The sequence below is a fragment of the Clostridium sp. KNHs214 genome (assembly GCF_000744935.1).
Taxonomy (GTDB): domain Bacteria; phylum Bacillota; class Clostridia; order Clostridiales; family Clostridiaceae; genus Haloimpatiens.
Genome location: NZ_JQMW01000011.1, coordinates 306,351 through 326,291, shown reverse-complemented (window position 1 = coordinate 326,291; position 19,941 = coordinate 306,351). Strand labels below are relative to the sequence as shown.

At 30.7% G+C, this 19,941-nt stretch carries 12 protein-coding genes, 2 pseudogenes and 1 riboswitch; of the genes and pseudogenes, 9 read left to right on the top strand and 5 right to left on the bottom strand.

The window, feature by feature from the left end; genetic code table 11:
• Positions 1 to 397: 397 nt before the first annotated feature.
• From nuoE to CC89_RS10120, 6 genes are all read left to right on the top strand, one after another.
• On the top strand, positions 398 to 877 hold the full coding sequence (gene nuoE / locus CC89_RS10145; RefSeq protein ID WP_035293517.1) for an NADH-quinone oxidoreductase subunit NuoE: 480 nt from the start codon (positions 398 to 400) through the stop codon (positions 875 to 877).
• A gap of 9 nt (positions 878 to 886) precedes the next feature.
• Positions 887 to 2,782 (top strand): NADH-quinone oxidoreductase subunit NuoF, encoded by a 1,896-nt coding sequence (locus CC89_RS10140; RefSeq protein ID WP_035291824.1) that lies wholly within the window; start codon positions 887 to 889, stop codon positions 2,780 to 2,782.
• Positions 2,783 to 2,800: 18 nt separating this feature from the next.
• The gene (locus CC89_RS10135) at positions 2,801 to 4,534 is read left to right on the top strand and encodes an NADH-dependent [FeFe] hydrogenase, group A6 (RefSeq protein WP_035291822.1); all 1,734 of its coding nucleotides are present in this window, start codon (positions 2,801 to 2,803) and stop codon (positions 4,532 to 4,534) included.
• 1,092 nt (positions 4,535 to 5,626) lie between these two features.
• Positions 5,627 to 5,728, top strand: a riboswitch (purine riboswitch).
• A 223-nt stretch (positions 5,729 to 5,951) separates the two neighbouring features.
• Positions 5,952 to 7,253, top strand: a complete 1,302-nt coding sequence (locus CC89_RS10130; RefSeq protein ID WP_035293515.1) for a nucleobase:cation symporter-2 family protein — start codon at positions 5,952 to 5,954, stop codon at positions 7,251 to 7,253.
• Between the two features lie 235 nt (positions 7,254 to 7,488).
• On the top strand, positions 7,489 to 8,064 hold the full coding sequence (locus tag CC89_RS10125) for a xanthine phosphoribosyltransferase (protein ID WP_035291820.1): 576 nt from the start codon (positions 7,489 to 7,491) through the stop codon (positions 8,062 to 8,064).
• Positions 8,065 to 8,838: 774 nt separating this feature from the next.
• On the top strand, positions 8,839 to 10,341 hold the full coding sequence (locus CC89_RS10120) for a DUF1846 domain-containing protein (RefSeq protein WP_035291819.1): 1,503 nt from the start codon (positions 8,839 to 8,841) through the stop codon (positions 10,339 to 10,341).
• A gap of 233 nt (positions 10,342 to 10,574) precedes the next feature.
• On the opposite strand, the pseudogene CC89_RS21510 reads toward CC89_RS10120, so the two are convergent.
• The 4 genes and pseudogenes from CC89_RS21510 to CC89_RS10105 all read right to left on the bottom strand — a co-directional run.
• Positions 10,575 to 10,691 (bottom strand): annotated as a pseudogene (locus CC89_RS21510) (ATP-binding protein); the annotation flags it as partial.
• 549 nt (positions 10,692 to 11,240) lie between these two features.
• Positions 11,241 to 11,612, bottom strand: a pseudogene (locus tag CC89_RS21505) (sensor histidine kinase); the annotation flags it as partial.
• 1,084 nt (positions 11,613 to 12,696) lie between these two features.
• A complete protein-coding gene (locus tag CC89_RS10110) occupies positions 12,697 to 13,398 on the bottom strand; it encodes a response regulator transcription factor (protein WP_286161338.1) in 702 nt (233 codons plus the stop codon).
• A 122-nt stretch (positions 13,399 to 13,520) separates the two neighbouring features.
• Positions 13,521 to 14,159 carry a hypothetical protein gene (locus CC89_RS10105; RefSeq protein ID WP_286161337.1) on the bottom strand — a complete coding sequence of 213 codons (639 nt, stop codon included), beginning with the start codon at positions 14,157 to 14,159 and terminating at the stop codon, positions 13,521 to 13,523.
• 837 nt (positions 14,160 to 14,996) lie between these two features.
• Here CC89_RS10105 and CC89_RS10100 point away from each other — a divergent pair.
• The gene (locus CC89_RS10100; RefSeq protein WP_035291816.1) at positions 14,997 to 15,503 is read left to right on the top strand and encodes a GNAT family N-acetyltransferase; all 507 of its coding nucleotides are present in this window, start codon (positions 14,997 to 14,999) and stop codon (positions 15,501 to 15,503) included.
• Positions 15,504 to 16,245: 742 nt separating this feature from the next.
• Positions 16,246 to 16,455: a hypothetical protein gene (locus CC89_RS10095; protein WP_035291814.1), complete on the top strand. Its 210-nt coding sequence runs from the start codon at positions 16,246 to 16,248 to the stop codon at positions 16,453 to 16,455.
• Positions 16,456 to 17,082: 627 nt separating this feature from the next.
• Here the strand turns inward: CC89_RS10095 and asnB are convergent.
• Complete coding sequence (asnB, locus tag CC89_RS10090; protein ID WP_035291812.1) at positions 17,083 to 18,954, bottom strand: asparagine synthase (glutamine-hydrolyzing); 1,872 nt, start codon at positions 18,952 to 18,954, stop codon at positions 17,083 to 17,085.
• A 223-nt stretch (positions 18,955 to 19,177) separates the two neighbouring features.
• On the opposite strand from asnB, the gene CC89_RS10085 reads away from it, so the two are divergent.
• A complete protein-coding gene (locus CC89_RS10085; RefSeq protein WP_035291811.1) occupies positions 19,178 to 19,876 on the top strand; it encodes a response regulator transcription factor in 699 nt (232 codons plus the stop codon).
• Positions 19,877 to 19,941 lie beyond the last annotated feature (65 nt).

Sequence of the window (19,941 nt, the reverse complement as noted above, 5' to 3'; positions counted from 1 at the left end):
ATCTATTTTAATACTAGAATATACCAAAAAAAATTCTATTTAATCATGTACATAATATGAATCTTTAAAGGGGAAAAAATTATATTAACAAATATTTAGAAAAATGATATAATTGAAAAAGGCCATATAGGTATATAAAAATATGGTAAAAGTTAAAGAAATGATAAGAAGAGATTGTTAATAACTTATCAAACAGTGAATTGAGAATTAATTTTTAAGCTTTAATTCAAATTTTTAATTTAAAGCTATGAAGCTAATGAAATTAATAATTAATAAGACATTAAATAGTAAAACTACTAATGGTGAATTTATGACGAATATGTATAACTAATTTATTAAGAGTGTATTTTAGCACAGACAATTTAAATTCAAGGATAGTGGAAGGATGGGATATAAATTGTGTACAGGCTGTAATAACTGTTCAAAATTTAAGGAATTAGAAGAATTTATACAAAAACAAGATAATAAAGAAGCGGCGTTAATAGCTGTATTGCATAAGGCACAGGGACTTTATGGATATTTGAGTAAGGAGGTTCAACAGTTTATTGCTGATAAATTGGAAATACCTGCTTCAAAAGTATACGGGGTAGTAACCTTTTATTCATTTTTTACTACTGTACCTAAGGGCAAGTATGTTATTAGTGTGTGTACAGGTACAGCTTGTTTTGTTAGAGGAGCAGGAGAAATTCTTGAGGAGTTCAAGCAAAAGCTTGGAATAAAAGAAGGAGAGACCACAGAAGATGGGCTTTTTACTCTAGATGTATTGAGATGTGTAGGAGCTTGTTCTATAGCTCCAGTGGTACTTGTGAATGATGAAGTTCATGGTTATTTTAAGAAGGAACAAGTAGAAACTGTTTTAGAAGGGCTAAAGGAGTGATAAATAGTTATGGAGAGAATAGTAGACTATAATAAATTGCTACAAATAAAAGAGCAATATAGCAAAATCGTTAGTTTGAGATATAACCAAGAAGGTAGTGACATCAAAGAGAGCAAGGAAATTAAAGAAAGACAAATATTAGTATGCGGTGGTCCAGGATGTAAATCAGCTAATTCACATAAGATAATAGAAAAGTTAAATGAGGAAATAAAAAAGGCAGGGATGGAAGAAAGTACCAAGGTTATAATGACTGGGTGTTTTGGATTCTGTTCAGAAGGACCTGTGATAGAGGTAGTTCCTGATAATGTGTTTTATGTTAAGGTTTCACCTGAAGATGCAGGAGAAATTATTAAAAGTCATATAGTTGGAGGGAAAGTAGTAGAGAGACTTTTATATGATGAACCTGAAACTAAGAAAAAAGTAAGAAACAAAAAAGACATTCCTTTTTATAAAAAACAGGTAAAAATTGCGTTAAGAAATTGTGGTGTAATAGACCCAGAAAATTTTGAAGAAGTTCTCGCTTCAGGAGCTTATACCGCTCTTGGGAAGGTGCTTACTGAAATGACACCTGAGGAGACTGTAAAAGAAGTAACAGATTCAGGATTAAGAGGAAGAGGGGGCGGAGGATTCCCTACAGGTAGGAAATGGCAAACTGCCCTAAGAGCTAAAGGCGACATTAAATATGTTATATGTAATGCTGATGAAGGCGACCCAGGTGCTTTCATGGATAGAGCCATATTAGAAGGAGATCCTCATAGTGTATTAGAAGCTATGGCTATTTGCGGATATGCTACAGGTTCTAATAAGGGATATATATATATAAGAGCAGAATATCCTTTAGCTGTTCACAGATTAAGAATAGCTATAAGTCATGCTGAAGAAGCAGGGCTTTTAGGAGAAAACATATTAGGTACAGGTTTTGACTTTAGTATAGAAATAAAATATGGTGCAGGAGCATTTGTTTGTGGAGAAGCTACAGCACTTATTCACTCCATAGAGGGACAAAGAGGAGAACCAACCATGAAGCCACCTCGTACTTCTGAGAAAGGTTTGTGGAAAAGACCTACTTGTGTAAATAATGTAGAGACCTTTGCAAATATTGCGCCTATAATCAATAAAGGAGCAGCTTGGTATAGTTCCATAGGAACAGCTAAATCTGCTGGAACTAAGGTGTTTTCATTGGCAGGTAAAATAAATAATGTAGGACTTGTAGAAGTGCCTATGGGAATATCTCTAAAGGAAATTATATATGAAATAGGTGGAGGAATAAAAGACGGTAAAGAACTAAAAGCTGTGCAAACTGGAGGACCATCTGGTGGATGTATACCTAATTCATTTATAGATATACCTATTGAATATGATACTTTAACAGAAATAGGTTCTATGATGGGTTCTGGTGGAATGATTGTTCTTGATGAGGATAACTGTATGGTTGATGTGGCAAAATTCTATTTGGAATTTACTGTAGATGAGTCCTGTGGTAAATGTACACCTTGTAGAGTAGGAAATAAGAGACTATTAGAATTATTAAATAGAGTTACTGAAGGCAAAGCCTCAGAAGAGGACTTGGATAATATGGAGGAACTTTGCAAAGTCATAAGAGACACTTCACTTTGTGGTTTAGGAGTATCAGCTCCAAATCCAGTGCTAAGTACATTACAGTATTTTAGAGATGAATATGAAGCTCACGTGAATAATAAAACATGTCCAGCTAAAGTTTGTAAAAAACTTTTGGCTTACAAAATTACAGATAAATGTATAGGATGCACAAAATGTGCTAGAACTTGTCCGGTAGGAGCTATACAGGGTAGTGTCAAAGAAAAGCATGTAATAGATAAAGAGATATGCATAAAATGTGGAGCTTGTTATAATGCATGTCCAGTTAAGGCTATAACAATTGAGTAGCGTAGGGAGGGAAGAAAAATGGATATGATTAATTTAGTTATAGATGGTGAAAGAGTAGAAGTGGAAAAAGGCACCTCCGTATTAGATGCAGCTAAGAAATTAAACATAAATATACCTACTCTTTGTCATATGTATATGAATAATGGTAAAACCAGAAATTGTAAAGGAACTTGTAGAGTTTGTGTAGTTGAGCAGGAGGGAAAAGGCAAATTAATTCCATCTTGTTCTGTAGAAGCTACAGAAGGAATGGTTATTAAAACTCATTCACCAAGAGCTATTAAGGCTAGAAGAACTATAGTGGAGCTTTTATTATCTGATCATCCCAATGATTGTTTGCAGTGTGAAAGAAATGGAAAATGCGAACTTCAAAAAATAGCAGCAGATTTAGGTATAAGAAAAAATAGATTTCAAGGTGAGATATCAGAATATGAAATAGATAGATCTTCAAAGGTAATAGTTAGGGATATGGATAAATGTATTTTGTGTAGAAGATGTGTTACCATGTGTAATGAGGTTCAGAAAATTAATGTCTTAACTGAAATTGATAGAGGATTTAATTCGGTAGTATCAACCTTTTTTAATGAACCTTTAGTAGACACTAACTGCACTTATTGTGGACAATGTGTTGCGGTTTGTCCTACAGGAGCTTTAAGTGAAGAGAGAGATTACGATAAAATATGGCCTTTATTAGATGATAAGAATAAACATGTGGTAGTTCAAGTGGCTCCAGCAGTAAGAGTTGCATTAGGAGAAGAATTTAATATTGAAGCTGGCGTTAATATAACTCCTAAGATGGTAGCAGCATTAAAGAAAATGGGCTTTAATGGAGTTTATGATACAAACTTTGCAGCAGATATGACTATTATGGAAGAGGCTACTGAGTTCATAGAAAGATTTACTAAAGGTGAAAATCTTCCGCTTATGACCAGCTGCTGTCCAGCATGGGTTAATTTTGTGGAAAATCAGTATCCAGAAAACACAAGATTCTTATCTAGCTGTAAGTCACCACAACAAATTTTTGGTGCTATGGCAAAAACTTATTTACCTAAAAAGTTAGGCATAGATTCTAAGGATGTAGTGGTAGTTTCTATAATGCCATGTACTGCTAAAAAGTATGAAGCTAATAGAGAAGAAATGGCCAGAGAAGGAATGAAAGATGTGGACATAGTAATTACCACAAGAGAATTTTCACAAATGTTAAAAGAATCTGGTATAGATTTAAAAAATTTAAAAGATGCAGAATTCGATAACCCATTAGGAGAATCTACTGGAGCTGGTTCTATATTTGGCACTACTGGCGGTGTTATGGAAGCTGCTTTAAGAACTGCTTATGAATGGGTAACTGGTGAAACTTTAGAAAATGTAGACTTTAAAGATGTAAGAGGTCTTAAAGGTATAAAGGAAACTACTATAAGTTTAAACGGAAAAGATGTAAATATAGCAGTAGCTAGTTCACTAGGTAATGCTAGAAAAATTATGGATGATATAAAAGAGGGAAAATCAAAATATCATTTTGTAGAAATCATGGCATGTCCAGGCGGATGTATAAATGGTGCAGGACAACCATACAGTAAGTGCGATACTGAAATAGTTAAGAAGAGGATGGAATGTATATATTCCGTAGACTCCAATAAAATCATAAGAAAGTCTCATGAAAATCCAATGATAAAACAGGCTTATGATGAGTTTTTCGAGAAACCAAATAGCCACATAGCGCATGAGCTACTTCACACTCACTACAGAACAAAGTAAATCAACAAAAGAATATATTACGAAGCAAGTGTTGCAAGAAAAATCTGTCTTTAAGTCCACAATAAATATATTTTATTAGACTGTTCGCAATACGCCAAGAAATTCTAATGTTTTCAAATTTTAATACCCTAAAGCTTTCAAACTCGCTTCTAACGGCGCTCAAACATGAAAGCTTCTTAACGGGTATTGAAATTTGAAAACAAAGAATTTCTAAGGCTAGCTCAATAGTCTAAAAAAATATATTTATTGTTACCTTAAAGACAGATTTTTTGGTTCATATGTACATTACTTATGGGAGAGACAGCCTACTAAAGGATGATTTTTCTCCACTACGTTACGGAAAATCTTTAATTGTTAGATAAATAAGAACTTGTAGATAAGTAATAGGTAATAGCTAAGAAGTAATAGTTATGGTGAAAATTCAGCTTTGCTGAATTTTTTCAAGAGCTCTTACTTCTAACTTATTACCTTTTACCTGGTCTACCCTACAAATTTAAGATTTATACAAATTAATGCCTTAAGGCAAAATATATTAATTATTACACATTAATGCATTTTTATAATCAATTATTTACTAGTACACAATCAAAGTTAACAATTATATTTCACGATTAGTCAAAATAATATTTGTAACTATTAATTAGAGACTAAACGAAAGGCTTCGCCTAAAAAATATTATGAGCACCTTTATATTTATTTTATGAATTAAAGATTTTCCATAGCGAAGAGGAGGAAAATCATCCCTTAGTAGGCTTCTACTCTAAAACCACATACATATTAAACTAAAAATCTGATTTTAATGTAGTAATAAATGTGGAATTTGGGACTATTGAACTAGCCTTAGAACTTCTTATGTCTCACAGTTAAAGACCCGTTAAGAAACTTTCATGTTTGAACGAGGAACGAGTGAGTTTGAAAGCTTTAGGGGCTTTAACTGTGAGACATTTAGAAGTTCTTGGCGTATTGTGAACAGTCCCAAATTCCACATTTATTACGGAATTAAAATCAGATTTTTCTTCAATGTATTGCTTCGCAATATTCTCATAACATTAATATTTTACCATATGATTATTAAAAAAATATGATATAATGCAGTATATCATACAGAAAGCTCGTATATCATCGGTAATATGGACCGAAAGTTTCTACCTGCTAACCGTAAATTAGCAGACTACGGGGTATTGTTTTTTAATAATTAGATGGAATTTATATCTGTTTATTTTAAAATCAACACCTCATATATTATATGTATATTGAGGTGTTTTTTGTTTTACAAATTTGCCTTATAAATTTGTTATATAGCTATGTTTTATATAAATAATTATATGACTTTAATCATATCCATTACGAAGCTCCTTGTATGATAGAAAATATTTTTAATATAAGTATTTTTAACAAGAGAGGAGTAAAAAAGAATATGAAAAACAATGAAGCTCAAGTGCAGTTGAACTATGGAGTTGATGATAAACCTAAGATTCCAGCTCAGATTCTACTAGGATTCCAGCATATATTCGCAGCCTTTGGTGGAATTATTGTAGTACCTATAGTTATTTCAGGAGCATTGGGATTGGATGCTAAAATATCCACAGCTCTAATTAGTGCTGCAATTTTAATGGCAGGGGTTGCCACTGTTATTCAATCTAAGGGAATAGGTCCAGTGGGAGCTCGTGTTGCTTGTATAATGGGAACAGACTTTACTTTTGTGGCACCAGCCATTGCTGTAGGTTCTCAATATGGACTAGCAGGTATTTTTGGTGGTACCATTTTAGGTGCAGTTATAGTTATTATGCTAAGTTTTTTTATTAAGCCTTTAATGAAATTATTTCCTCCAGTAGTAACAGGTACAGTAGTATGTTTAATTGGACTAACTTTATTACCTGTTTCTATAGATTGGGCCGCAGGAGGGGTTGGGTCTCCTAACTATGGAAGCTTAAAAAATATTTCTATAGCTCTATTCATAATGATAGTTACACTACTTTTAAACCATTATGGAAGGGGACTTACGAGCAGTGCATCTATACTAATTGGTATGGTTTTGGGATATATTATTTGTATACCTATGAATATGATAGATTTCTCATCAGTAGCTGAAGCAAGTTGGGTATCTATGCCTAATATTTTTGCATATGGTGTTAATTTTAATATAAAATGTTTACTTCCATTTATTCCAGCATATTTTGTAACTATTATAGGAACAGTAGGATGTCTTAAAGCTATATTGGAAGTTTCAGGATTAAAAGAAGATGAAAAGCGAGTTGGAGCTGGTGTTTTATCAGATGGAGTAGGTAGCATGATTGCAGGATTTTTTGGAGGACTTCCTAATACGTCTTTTAGTCAAAATATTGGATTAATTCCATTAACAAAAGTAGCTAGTCGTCATGTAACCATGACTGCTGGAATACTTCTAATATTTTTGGGGTTATTCCCTAAAGTTGCAGCACTTATTAATATAATGCCACAACCAGTGCTTGGAGGCGTTGGAATTGTTATGTTTGGAACAGTAGCAGCAGCGGGAATTCAAACTTTAAGCAAAGTGAAGATAAATAACCGTAATTTATTAATAATTGCCACAGCTATTGGGCTAGGATTGGGAGTTACTTTTAGACCAGAATTTATAGGTAAATTACCAGAAGGCTTGAAGATGATTTTTTCCTCAGGGATTTCTACTGGAACTATAGTGGCACTCATATTGAATGTGTTATTGAAGGAAAGAGATTAGGTACATTTTTAACACGAAGCCCCCACTTCAACGAAGTAAGTGGGATGCAGTTCACATATTAGCAAATAAAATAGTTCCGTGTAACCATAGGATACATGAGACAGTGCCATATTTTAACCAGTAAGCCCCCACTTCAGCGTAAGCAAGTGGAGGGTGAGTTTCACATAAGGCAAAGCCATAAGCTAGTGAAATATAGCCTAAGCTACACGAGATATAGAATAGAGGAGATATACAAATGGAGATTTTGCATAAGAAAATTTTACAAGAAGGGCATGCATTAAATGAAAATGTATTAAAGGTTGATTCTTTCTTGAATCATCAAGTAGATCCACAATTAATGTATCAAATGGGAACTTATTTTAAAAACTATTTTCAGGATAAGGGTATTACAAAAGTATTTACAATAGAAAGTTCAGGCATTGCTCCTGCGGTTATGACTGCTATGCAGATGAATTTGCCTATGGTAACTTTAAAAAAGCAATCGTCAAAGATTTTAAAAGATGATGTATATCAAACTACAATTCACTCTTTTACTAAAGGAGTAGATTATGAACTAACCTTGTCAAAAAAATATATAACAGCAGAAGATAAGATACTAGTTATAGATGATTTTTTGGCTAATGGAGAGGCTGCTTTAGGTGCTGCAAGATTAGTAGAACAGGCAGGAGCAGAAGTTTCTGGTATTGGCATTGTTGTCGAAAAATCATTTCAACCAGGACGTGATAAATTAAAAGAAAAGGGATATGATGTTTATTCTTTGGCACGTATTGGTAAACTAGCAAAGGATTTAATAGAGTTTATTGCTGAATAGAAAAAATGAAAAAAGTATAATGATTAAACCACAAAAAGGTACAATGGGATGGAATTATGAAATTTCTCCTCCATGCCTTGCATAAGAGCTGGGAACAATAAATTTAATTTGAGAAATTTCATAATTCAGGTAATGTAATGCTTATTGTGGATTAATCGTATAATGAAAAAATATAATGAAAAAAATTATAATTTATAAGGTAATACTCTCAAGTTAAAATTTGGGGGTATTAATTTTTGATCAATAGTTGATTATAGAAAATTTCTATAATTATAAAATATTTTATGGCATTAATAAACCCTAAGTCATATATGATAAGCTTAAAGGGTTTTTTTCGAAAATAAAGAAAATTTATATATTATATTTACTGCCTAAATGCTATTTACATTATGAGAAAACTATGCAATAATGAAATGTCAAAGAAATTTATTGAGTTAATATTTGTATTTTATATTTTAAAATCTATTAGAATTTTTATTAGAGAATCTATTAGAAATTCTTCATTAAAATCTGTTTATTCTTTTTAATTTATGTATCCTTAATTTGGATACAAAATTTTATATATTATTCAGGAATGTTGCATTCTTATTAATTTATGTATCACTATAACAATAGGAATTATAATCAATTGGTTAATTAAAATATATTTATTCTTATTAATTAGTTTCTACTATAGAAATTACATTAGAAACTACAATAAGGCTAAATATATTTATTTTTGTTAAAGGCATTATTTAAACTTATAAAATTATTTTAGGATGGTGAAGCGTAAACATGCGTATAGGATTTGATCACAAAAAGTATTTAGAAGAACAATCAAAGTATATCTTGGAAAGAGTTAACAACTATGACAAATTGTACATAGAATTTGGAGGAAAACTTCTATTTGATCTTCATGCAAAGAGAGTTTTACCTGGATTTGATGAAAATGCAAAAATAAAACTTCTACACAAATTAAAAGAAAAAGTTGAAATAGTTATTTGTGTATATGCTGGAGATATCGAAAGAAATAAGATAAGAGGTGATTTCGGAATCACTTATGATATGGATGTTTTAAGACTTATTGACGATTTAAGATCCTATGATTTAGAGGTAAATAGTGTTGTTATTACTAGATACGATGGACAACCAGCAACTACTGTTTTTATAAATAGATTAGAGCGTAGAGGTATAAAAGTATATAAACATAGAGCTACTAAGGGATACCCTACAGATGTAGACACAATTGTAAGCGATGAAGGATATGGTAAAAATCCATATATTGAAACTTCAAAGCCTATAGTTGTAGTAACAGCTCCAGGTCCAGGTAGTGGTAAATTAGCTACATGTTTAAGTCAGCTTTACCATGAATATAAAAGGGGGAACGTGGCAGGGTATTCAAAATTTGAAACCTTCCCAGTATGGAATGTTCCATTAAAGCATCCTTTAAATATAGCTTATGAAGCTGCTACAGCAGATCTTAAAGATGTAAACATGATCGATTCATTCCATTTTGATGCTTATAATAAAGTAGCTGTAAACTACAATAGAGATATTGAAACTTTTCCTGTGCTTAAAAGAATTATAGAGAAGATAACAGGTGAAGAGTCTATATATAAATCACCAACAGATATGGGGGTAAATAGAGTAGGCTTTGGAATTACTGATGACGAGGTTGTAAAAGAAGCTTCTAAGCAGGAGATAATAAGAAGATATTTCAAAACTGGATGCGAATATAAAAAAGGTTATACAGATAAGGAAACTATGCAAAGAGTTAAACTTATTATGGAAGAACTTAATTTAAAACAAGAAGATAGAAAAGTTGTTATACCTGCAAGAATGCGTTCAGCTGAATTAAAGGAGAAATCTCATAAAAATGAAATTTGTCCAGCAGTAGCATTAGAACTTAATGATGGCACAATACTTACTGGTAAGGGTTCAAATGTAATGGATGGAACAGCAGCGGTAATTTTAAATGCTGTTAAACACCTAGCTAATATATCTGATGAAATTCACCTTATTTCTCCAGTTATACTTGAACCTATAATAAACCTAAAATCAAAAACTCTAGGTATTAAAAACACTGCTTTAACTTGTGAGGAAGTTTTAATTGCTCTTAGCATATGCGCAGCAACAAATCCAACTGCACAAGTGGCTATGGAAAAACTATCCATGCTAAAAGGTTGTCAGGCTCACTCTACTACAATCATAAGCACAAATGATGAGCAAACCTTCAGAAGACTTGGCATTGATATAACTTGTGACGCAGAGTATCCAACAGAAAGCCTTTATTATTAATAAGGTGCCAGGCACCTACCGAATTATACCGAATTATGCCGATTTGTGTCTAATATGTCTAATATGTTTAATGTATATAATGTATCTTGTAACTGGCATATGCGTTTAATATATAAAATAAAAGCTATATTCCCCATGGAGTATAGCTTTTATTTTATTACAAAATTAGTAAGTAAAATACTCTAATAAAGTTCAATTATAGATTTAAAAAGGTCACCATCAAAATCCACATACATTTTTCCTCCATGCAGCTCTACTATGCTTTTAGCTATAGCAAGACCTAATCCATTGCCATCTATATGTGAATTTCTGGATTCATCCCCTCTGGTAAATCTTTCGAAGATTTCTTCTTTGTCAAAATCTAATGCGGTAGAGGAGATATTTTTAAAGATTATTTTAATTCCGCCAAATGCATTAGAATTATTTTTAGTGTCTTCATTGCCAATAGAATTATTGGCATTATTATCATTATTGTTATTGGTAGTAGTATTATTGTTAATATTGTTATTGGTATTATTGGTAGTAGTATTATTGGTGGTATTATTGGTAGTATTATTAGTATTGTAATTACTAGAGTTACTATAATCATTGACAATGCCACCAGTATTGCTATGTCCATTATGATTAAGGGAATTGCTACTATTTAGAGGCTCAATATCCACATAGACCCGAGTATCTTTCAAAGAATACTTTAGGGTGTTATTAATTATATTTTCAAAAACTCTAGACATTTTATTTCCATCTAAATTCATTTCTATATTTTCTTTAAAAGGCCTTATAATAAAATTTAAGTTCTTATTATTGTAGATGTCTGTATCAGAGTATTCAGCTATGGATTGATTCACTAGCTCTAAAACATCCACATTTTCCTTGTTTAATTCCACTTTACCACTGTTAATTTTTGATATTTGAAATAAATCTTCTATAAGTTTTTTTAGTTTTAGGCTTTTTCTATGGAGAATTTTCAAATATTCTTCTCTTTCTTCCACTGAAATATCTTCTCTTAATAATATATCGGTTGAATTTATTATAGAAGTAAGCGGAGTTTTTAAATCATGGGATACATTGGCTACTAGCTGACTTTTTAATCGTTCGTTTTTTATTTTATCCTCAATGGACACCTTAAATCCCTTATTAATTTTATTTATATTATGAGCTAATTTTTTGAGAGATTTATCTCCCTTTTCAGGAATAAGATAATTTAAATTTCCACTGGTTATGTTGTCTGAGCCCTTTATTATATCATTTAGATATTTCAAAAATTTAATCATCCTAGGCAATATAAATATAAAATATATAAATGTCCAAGGTATAAATAAAACTAATAATCCTATAATACTTGAATTTAAAGCAAATAGGCTAATAAGGTATATAAAGAATGTAAATACAGTGGATAGAACAAAAAATGTAACTTTAAAAATAACACCTTTATTTTGAAATTTATTATCTATAGATTTTGCAGCTCTCCATAAGAAGTTATTTTTTATGCCCCTAAGAATGCGGGTTTTTCCTAAACAATAAAGAGCAAACAAAATTATAAAAATTAAAATGCAACAAATAACTATTGCTACTTTAGCTTTAGTTATATCATTTTTCATTCTTACAATGTTGGATTTTAAAGAAGTTACTTGAGAAGTTAAATTTTGTTTGGATTCATTAAATAATTTTTCAAGTAATAAGTTATCTTCTCTAGAATATTCATAGTCTATTGGAAACCAATATGCCTCAACAAAATTTCCAGGGTTGTGTATAATAATATTTGAATTGTTAGAATTTGAATCATCATAGTTGTGTGCAGGTGCCGAAGAAGAATTATAGGACAAATTGTACCACTTGCCTTTACTGGAAACATAATTATAAAACTGACCATCTTCTTGAGAAAATGCTTTAACATTGTTTTTAATAAAATCTATATTATCCATATCGTTAGTGATAAATGTAAGCTTGTTTTTATCAATTACTATAAACTTTACTAATCGACTATAATCATTTCCAGCCCATGTAGGTTTTAAATTTTTGCTTAATTTAGTAAGTTCTTCTTGAGATTTTTCAGAGAGTATTCTCAAATTATTGGTTTTTTTATAAACAGATAAATTACTAGGTGTTGCGCAATGTAGCATCCAGGCGTTGAAATCTATCAAATTAATATCTATTTTACCCTTTTCATAGTTTTTTACAGTATCAATTTTTGAATTTATTTGCGTTAAAGAACTTTCTGTAGAATTAATGTCTTCTTTTTTATAGTGAATAGAAGACATATTGGAATTTATTATAGTAAAAAGAATTATAAGCGCTATAAATAAAATAAGTATAAATCTTTCTAGAAAATTGCACAAACTTGAGTTATTTAGGAGCTTATTTTTCAATTTTGTATCCAACTCCCCACACCACCTTTACATATCTAGGCTCTTTAGGATTTATTTCGATTTTTTTTCTAAGCCTTCGTATATGCACTGATACGGTATTTTCTGTCTTAAAGGAAGGCTCATTCCAAACCCTTTCATATATTTCATTAGAAGGGAAAACCCTGCCTCGGTTTTCAGCTAAAAGCAGAAGTATATCGTATTCTATAGGGGTAAGCTTTACAGAGCTTCCATCAACAGTAACCTCATGTCTTGTTTTATTTATGACTAGTCCATCTATAACTATTTGATCATTAGAGTTTTTAGGGAAATTCCCAAAATTTATATATCTCCTGAGTTGAGATTTTACCCTTGCCACTAGCTCCAATGGATTAAAGGGCTTAGTTATATAGTCATCAGCGCCTATATTTAGTCCCAAAATTTTATCTGTATCCTCACTTTTAGCAGATAACATTATAATAGGGATATTTCTTTTTTCTCTTATCTTCATGCAGGTTCGTATGCCATCCAATTTAGGCATCATTATATCTAAAAGTATTACGTGAACCTCATTATTTTCTAGAGCATCTAAAGCATCTAATCCATCCGCTGCTTTTATTATTTTTATGTTTTCCATACTTCTTAAGTATACTTCAATAGCATCCCTAATTTCTTTTTCATCATCCACTACAAGTACATTATAAGTGTCCTCCACGTCCATCCCCCCGTATTAGTATATTTTAGTATCAGCCTGTTTAGTGGTTAGAGTGCAATCGACAGCTATTAGTGCACAATCACTAGCTTTACTGTTTTAAATGTATATAATAAGTATAGAAATTATTTTTTATACATAAAAAAGCTAAAAGGTTCCTTAACGTTTTTACCCATCTTTTCTGCTTTTGTTATGTTTCTTAAATGATATATTTTGCCATTATAATCTTTAGCTTGATTGTCACAAATATAGGCATAATCATAATTTCCTTCTTTTTTCCATCCCATAAATATATAGGTGTGGGTTGGAGTTCCATTCTTATTCAATAATTCATCAGTAGTAAAGCAAATATCTCCTGGCTTTAACTTTTTATAATTTCTTTCTATTTTCCAGCCGTCCCTTTTCATTATATCTAAAATTTTAGCAGTATTACAAACACTAACATCAATTTTTTCGCCACTCATTCTTAAAACCTCAGCTAAAAAATATACGCAGGTATTTTCAGAATAGCCGCCATTGAGATATACAGCGCTGACATAGGCCTTTGTTCTATTTTGTTTATCATTCATTGATGTATATATTTTTTTACCTAATTTATAATTGTAATTTTTATCATTCATTAAATTACTTGAAAAATAAATTAGGAGGATGATAATAAGCAGGGTGAGGAACATTATTTTGTATTTAAATCTATTAATCTTAATATTTCGTTTTTTTAATTTTTTTCTCTTGTAAATTTGATTATCATTGCACATGCCTTCCATAATAACCTCCTTAAATATCAGTGATATAATATCCATATATGGATTAGCTATTTTAGTACTTTGTTTATAGAATTTAGTGTAAAAACTTGTGGTTCGAGCAGTTTAAGTTAAATTAATATTATAATTTAATATTAAAGGAAACATATTACAAAATGCATACTATAAAAATGAAGAATTTCTTACGAAAATGTTAATTAACTAACTTTTTTTTCAATTAATTTGGATTTAATGGAGTGTAGTTAGATTAGGGAGCAAAACTAAGGGAAAGGCACTTTTTAACTTCCATTTTTAAATAAACCTTAGTAGAGGTAAATTCCAGCCATTGACAGTACAATACAGTATTTGATATAAAAGATTGAGGCTTACACGCCTTACATATATTTGATTTAAAACCCACTGAGATGTAAGAAAATCCCTAAGTAGGGTTTTATTATTTTATGGAGGAGGTGAACTGTTGTATTAAATCTACCAAAATATAACGGAATGTAATATAAATTCACATGTATATTTTATCTTATTTTGTGTATAATATTAATTAGCTATTGTGAATCCCATACATTGCGAAAGTGGTGTAATCATAGGGTAAAACCTAGAGGGGGTTAGTGTATGAATAAGACTACTTGCGTAAGTAGTTAGCGACAACCAAGCAAAATAAGTAAATACAAGATATTACACTTAAACGTAAACTTGTATATGTACTGTGCGTTGTGCAGGAATTTAAGCCTTTGGAGCAACATATCAAACTGGAGTAGTCTTATGACGAAACAGGTTGCGTTGAATAAGGAATAAATCTCTAAATATTAGCTTTTAGTAGATTTTATACAACAGGTATGCAAAATGAATGGTAAGGTGCAATTGCGTCAGGAAGTGTTTAAATCAGATGCTTGGATGATCGTAGATTGGCTAAAAGATTATGAAGTTACGCAATATTTAAATGAAAGACAAAATGTTAGTAAGAGTATTGAACAAGTAATATACAGAGTTAACATGCCAATTTTAACTCATTTATTTAATCAAGATGGAAGTTTTTTTATGGTAACTACTAAGGAAGAAGAGCCTGTTGGCTTTTTAAGACTTGTTCCTAAAAGCAGTGCAGCAGAAATGGTAATAGTAATTGGCGATAAGGAAAAGTGGGGCAAGGGATTAGGCACTAATGCAATATTTGAAGGATTAAAACATGCATTTTTTCAATGGAGAGTTGATGAAGTGGTGGCTAAAATTAATTATAAAAATAGACGTTCTCAAAGGGCGTTTAAAAAATTAGGTTTTACAGAGGATAAGGAATTACCAAAGGAAATTCAATATTCTATAACTATGGATGAATTTTTACAGTTAGCATCATAAGAAAATTGTGAAGCAAGTGCAATAAGAAAAATCTGTCTTTAAGTCCAGAATAAATATATTTTCTTAGACTACTCGCAATACGCCAAGAAATTCTAATGTTTTCAAATTTCAATACCCTAAAGCTTTCAAACTCGCTTCTGACGGCGCTCAAACATGAAAGCTTCTTAACGGGTATTGAAATTTCAAAACAAAGAATTTCTAAGGCTAGCTCAATAGTCTAAGAAAATATATTTATTGTTACCTTAAAGACAGATTTTTCAGTTCATGCATAAAATGAAAAAGGGAGCTGTTGCATTAAGGAATTCACATGCAATATATTGTTTTGGAAGTTTAAAGTTAAAACAATATATTGTAGAATTTATTCTTAGTGCAACAGCTCCTTTTCTCTTTAGCGCTTTAAAAATCTTTTATTGGGCGGTAGCCAGCGTAAATATGTAGGTATGATTAGGATTTATATATAATAATATATAACTTTAATTGTTGGATAAATAAGAACTTGTAGATAAGTAATAGGTAATAGCTAAAAAGTAATAGTTGTGGTGAAAATTCAGCAAAGCTGAACTTTTTGAAGGACTCTAACTTTTACTAACTGTTCTCTTGTTACTTATTCATAAATTAATTACTTTAATTCTGCAAAATAAAAAGTTGAATTGGTACTATTACCAAAAAATAAATATGGTACACTGACTTTTTCCGTGTTAAATATAAGTTACAACACAAATATTACCTGGAGGTGGTCAGTATGCCAAATAAATTTAATAATATTATATCCATTAATGATGAACTTTACAATTACTTAAATGATGTAAACTATGGAATGAATAAGCCACAATTTCATCATGTAATCACTATTATTAATGGATTAATAAATTTAGATGGCACAAAGTCTTTACTTAAAATCTCAGAACATATACTAACTGCTAAAATTAGTAGCTCAATATATAGATTTTGAGTCACTTAAAGTGGGACGATAGTCTCATTGATAGAAATCGCATTAACTATTTAAATTTACATTTCAATAAACTCATAAAATAAAAAATTTCTCCATTAGGAATCACAATGCAAATTAAGGAATTCGCTAAATATATAAATCCATCAAAAGCCTAGCGGCTAAAGAACTAGTATATTTTGTTTATGAGCAAGTTAAAAAAGATATACCTATAGAAAAAGTACTTACCGAGCTAAAGTTAGCCTGTTAGAAAATTTTATTTGATGACTAAGGATTTATATTAGTCCCAAAATGATTTAGTGGCAGTTCTTAATTTTCAGGCGGAGTTTATTTAGGCTGGCTATGGCCAATAAAAGATTTTTAAGCCCTTAAAGAAAAGCTATAACTACTCCATTTAATGGAACAGTTATAGCTTTTTGCTATCCCATTTATTTAATTAAAGATTTTCCGTAACATAGTGGAGGAAAATCCTCCTTTAGTAGGCTTCTCTCTCCAACTATAAACAAATTAAACTAAAAATCTGATTTTAATGTAGTAATAAATGTGGAATTGTGAACAGTCCCAAATTACACATTTATTACGCAATTAAAATTAGATTTTTCTTCAATGTATTATGTCACAATATATTCTTTAAATAGCTTTAGCTTCGCAGCTGACTTCTTCAATAAACACTTTATGCCATAAAATAAATGTAATTATTGTCCACAGCTTTCTGCTGTAATCTATATGACCAGTTTTGTGTATTTTTAGCATTTTCAAGGTATTTTCCTTATTTATATATTCATCTGCCATGCTATTTTTAATAGTGGATTCAGCCCAAGAATAAAGTTCGTTTTTTAGCCAGTGGCGGATAGGCACTGGATATCCTAGTTTTTTTCTAATTATATTATCCATAGGCAAATCATCCTTGAAAGTTTCCCTAAGAAGATATTTAGTGGTACTATTATGTACTTTATCAGAAGTCATAAGGCTAGAAGCAACTTTAAACACTTCCTTATCTAGGAAGGGAACTCTTAATTCTAAGGAATTAGCCATGGACATTCTATCAGATTTTATGAGAATATCACCTTTTAGCCAAGTATTTATATCTATATATTGCATTTTTGTAATGTCATCATAATTTACAGCGGCTTCATAAAGAGGCTTTGTAACCAAATTGTATGTGAAAGCTTTGTTATAATTCTTAAGAAAATCCATTTTCTCATAGTCCTTAAAAATCTTAGCATTTCCAACATAGCGTTCTTCTAAAGGAGTACAGCCTCTTTCTATAAAGCTTTTACCTTTAACCCCTTCCGGACAAATATAAGCAATATGTTTTAAAGCCCTTTTAACAGAGGCCGGTATGTGAGAGAACATTTTCAAAGATTGTGGTTCATGATATATTCCATATCCCCCAAAAAGTTCATCGGAACCCTCACCAGATAGTATTACTTTCACATGTTTTCTGGCTTCTTTTGAAATATAGTATATTGGTATAAGTGAAGGATCTGCCACTGGCGAATCCATGTGCCATACTATTTTTTCAATGTCTTTTATAAATTCATCACAATCTATGGTTCGGCTTATATTTTCAAGTTCTAATTCTTCTGCAGTTTCTTTAGCTAAATCTACTTCACTATAACCATTTCTATTAAACCCTATGGTAAAAGTTTTGATGTGAGGATTAAATTTTTTAGCTAGCAAAGCTATTATAGTGGAATCAATACCACCAGATAGGAAACACCCAACTGGAACATCGCTTCTCATATGTATTTTAACAGAATTCTCTAAAACGGTTTTTATTTCCGATATTTTTTCGTTAGTGTCTTTAATTATAGGATTAAACTTAGGATACCAATACTTTGTAATATTAATTTTTTCATTTAAGCTTTTTTCTAAAATACATCCTGATTCTAAGAGTTTTATATCATTAAACATGGTGTTAGGTTCAGGGACAAACTGAAAGGTTAAATAATTATGTAGTGAATCTTGGCGGATTTCATTAGAATATTTATCAGTTATGCCCGTGAAACTTTTAAGTTCTGATGCAAAATAAAGGCTATTATCATTATCTATATAATAAAAGGGTTTAATACCAAAAGGATCTCTAGCACAGAAAAGTTTTTTATTAACTTCATCCCATATGGCAAAGGCAAACATGCCCCTAAGTTCTTTTACAAAGTCTCTACCCTTGTGTTTATAGAGTGCTAATATAACTTCTGCTTCTGTATCTGTAGAAAACTCTAGACCTTCATTTATAAGCTTTTCCTTTAATTCAATATAATTATAGATTTCACCATTAAAAATAATGTGGTAATTGTCATTGTTATAGGAAAAAGGCTGTTTACCTGAGTCTAAAGCTATTATGCTTAACCTTCTAAAAACTAACAAAATATTATGACCATAGTATATACCTTCATCATCAGGACCCCTATGCTGTATCTTGGAATTCATCTTCCTTATATTTTCAATATCAGTATTTTTAACTTTTTCATTAGTGAAAAAACCTACAAAGCCGCACAAAATTATCTCCTCACTTTCTTTTGCTTACTATCTAAATGATAAATAGTGCTATAATATAAATTTCACAAAAGTGCTATATATAAGTTTCTATTATTTAATTAAAGCTTCTTTGTTATATCTAAAGATTATATTCTATAAATGTTTCAATATAAGGCTAATTTGTATCTGATTTGTAACTTTTTACATATGCATCCTGTAATAAAATTTAATATGGGTGATATTTATGGAAACAAAAAAAATTCTCATTATAGAACCGGAAAATTTAATATCCAAAACTATTTGTGAAGCACTTCATAAAGAAGGCTTTAATGCCATTGCTATTAAAGAGGGCAAGAAAGCCATATATTTTTTGCATAAATACAAACCAGATATGTTGGTTTTAGATTTGAATATTCCAGATATAAATGGAATTGAACTATGCAAAGTTGTAGCAAGAGAGTTTATAATCCCCATAGTGACCATAACTGATGCAAAAGATATTACTGAAGAAATTTTAGCCATTGAACTAGGTGCAGATGATTATATACCAAAACCTTTCGATATTAGAGAATTTACAGTTAAAGTTAAAGCTATTTTTAGAAGAATAAAACTTTGTGCAAAAGATAGTAATGGAGAATTGTGTCAGGTATTGAATTTAAAAAAACATATAATTATATACAAAGAAAAAAGAAGAGTATTAAAAAACAGCATAGAAGTTAAGTTAACCAATAAAGAATTTGATTTATTAGTATTTCTTGCAGAAAATAAAGGCAGAGTATTCTATCGGCAAGAACTTTTAGAAAGAGTTTGGGGGTTTGATTTTATAGGCGATACTAGAACTGTAGACATACATGTTCAAAGAATAAGAAAAAAACTCAAAGAGAACAAAGTAAACTCAATAATAGAAACAATTTTTGGAGTTGGATATAAAATGATAGAATAGGTGACAGTCATCGACAGGTGACTGTCACCTACCGTATTATGTCGAATAAATACACAAAAGGCGTG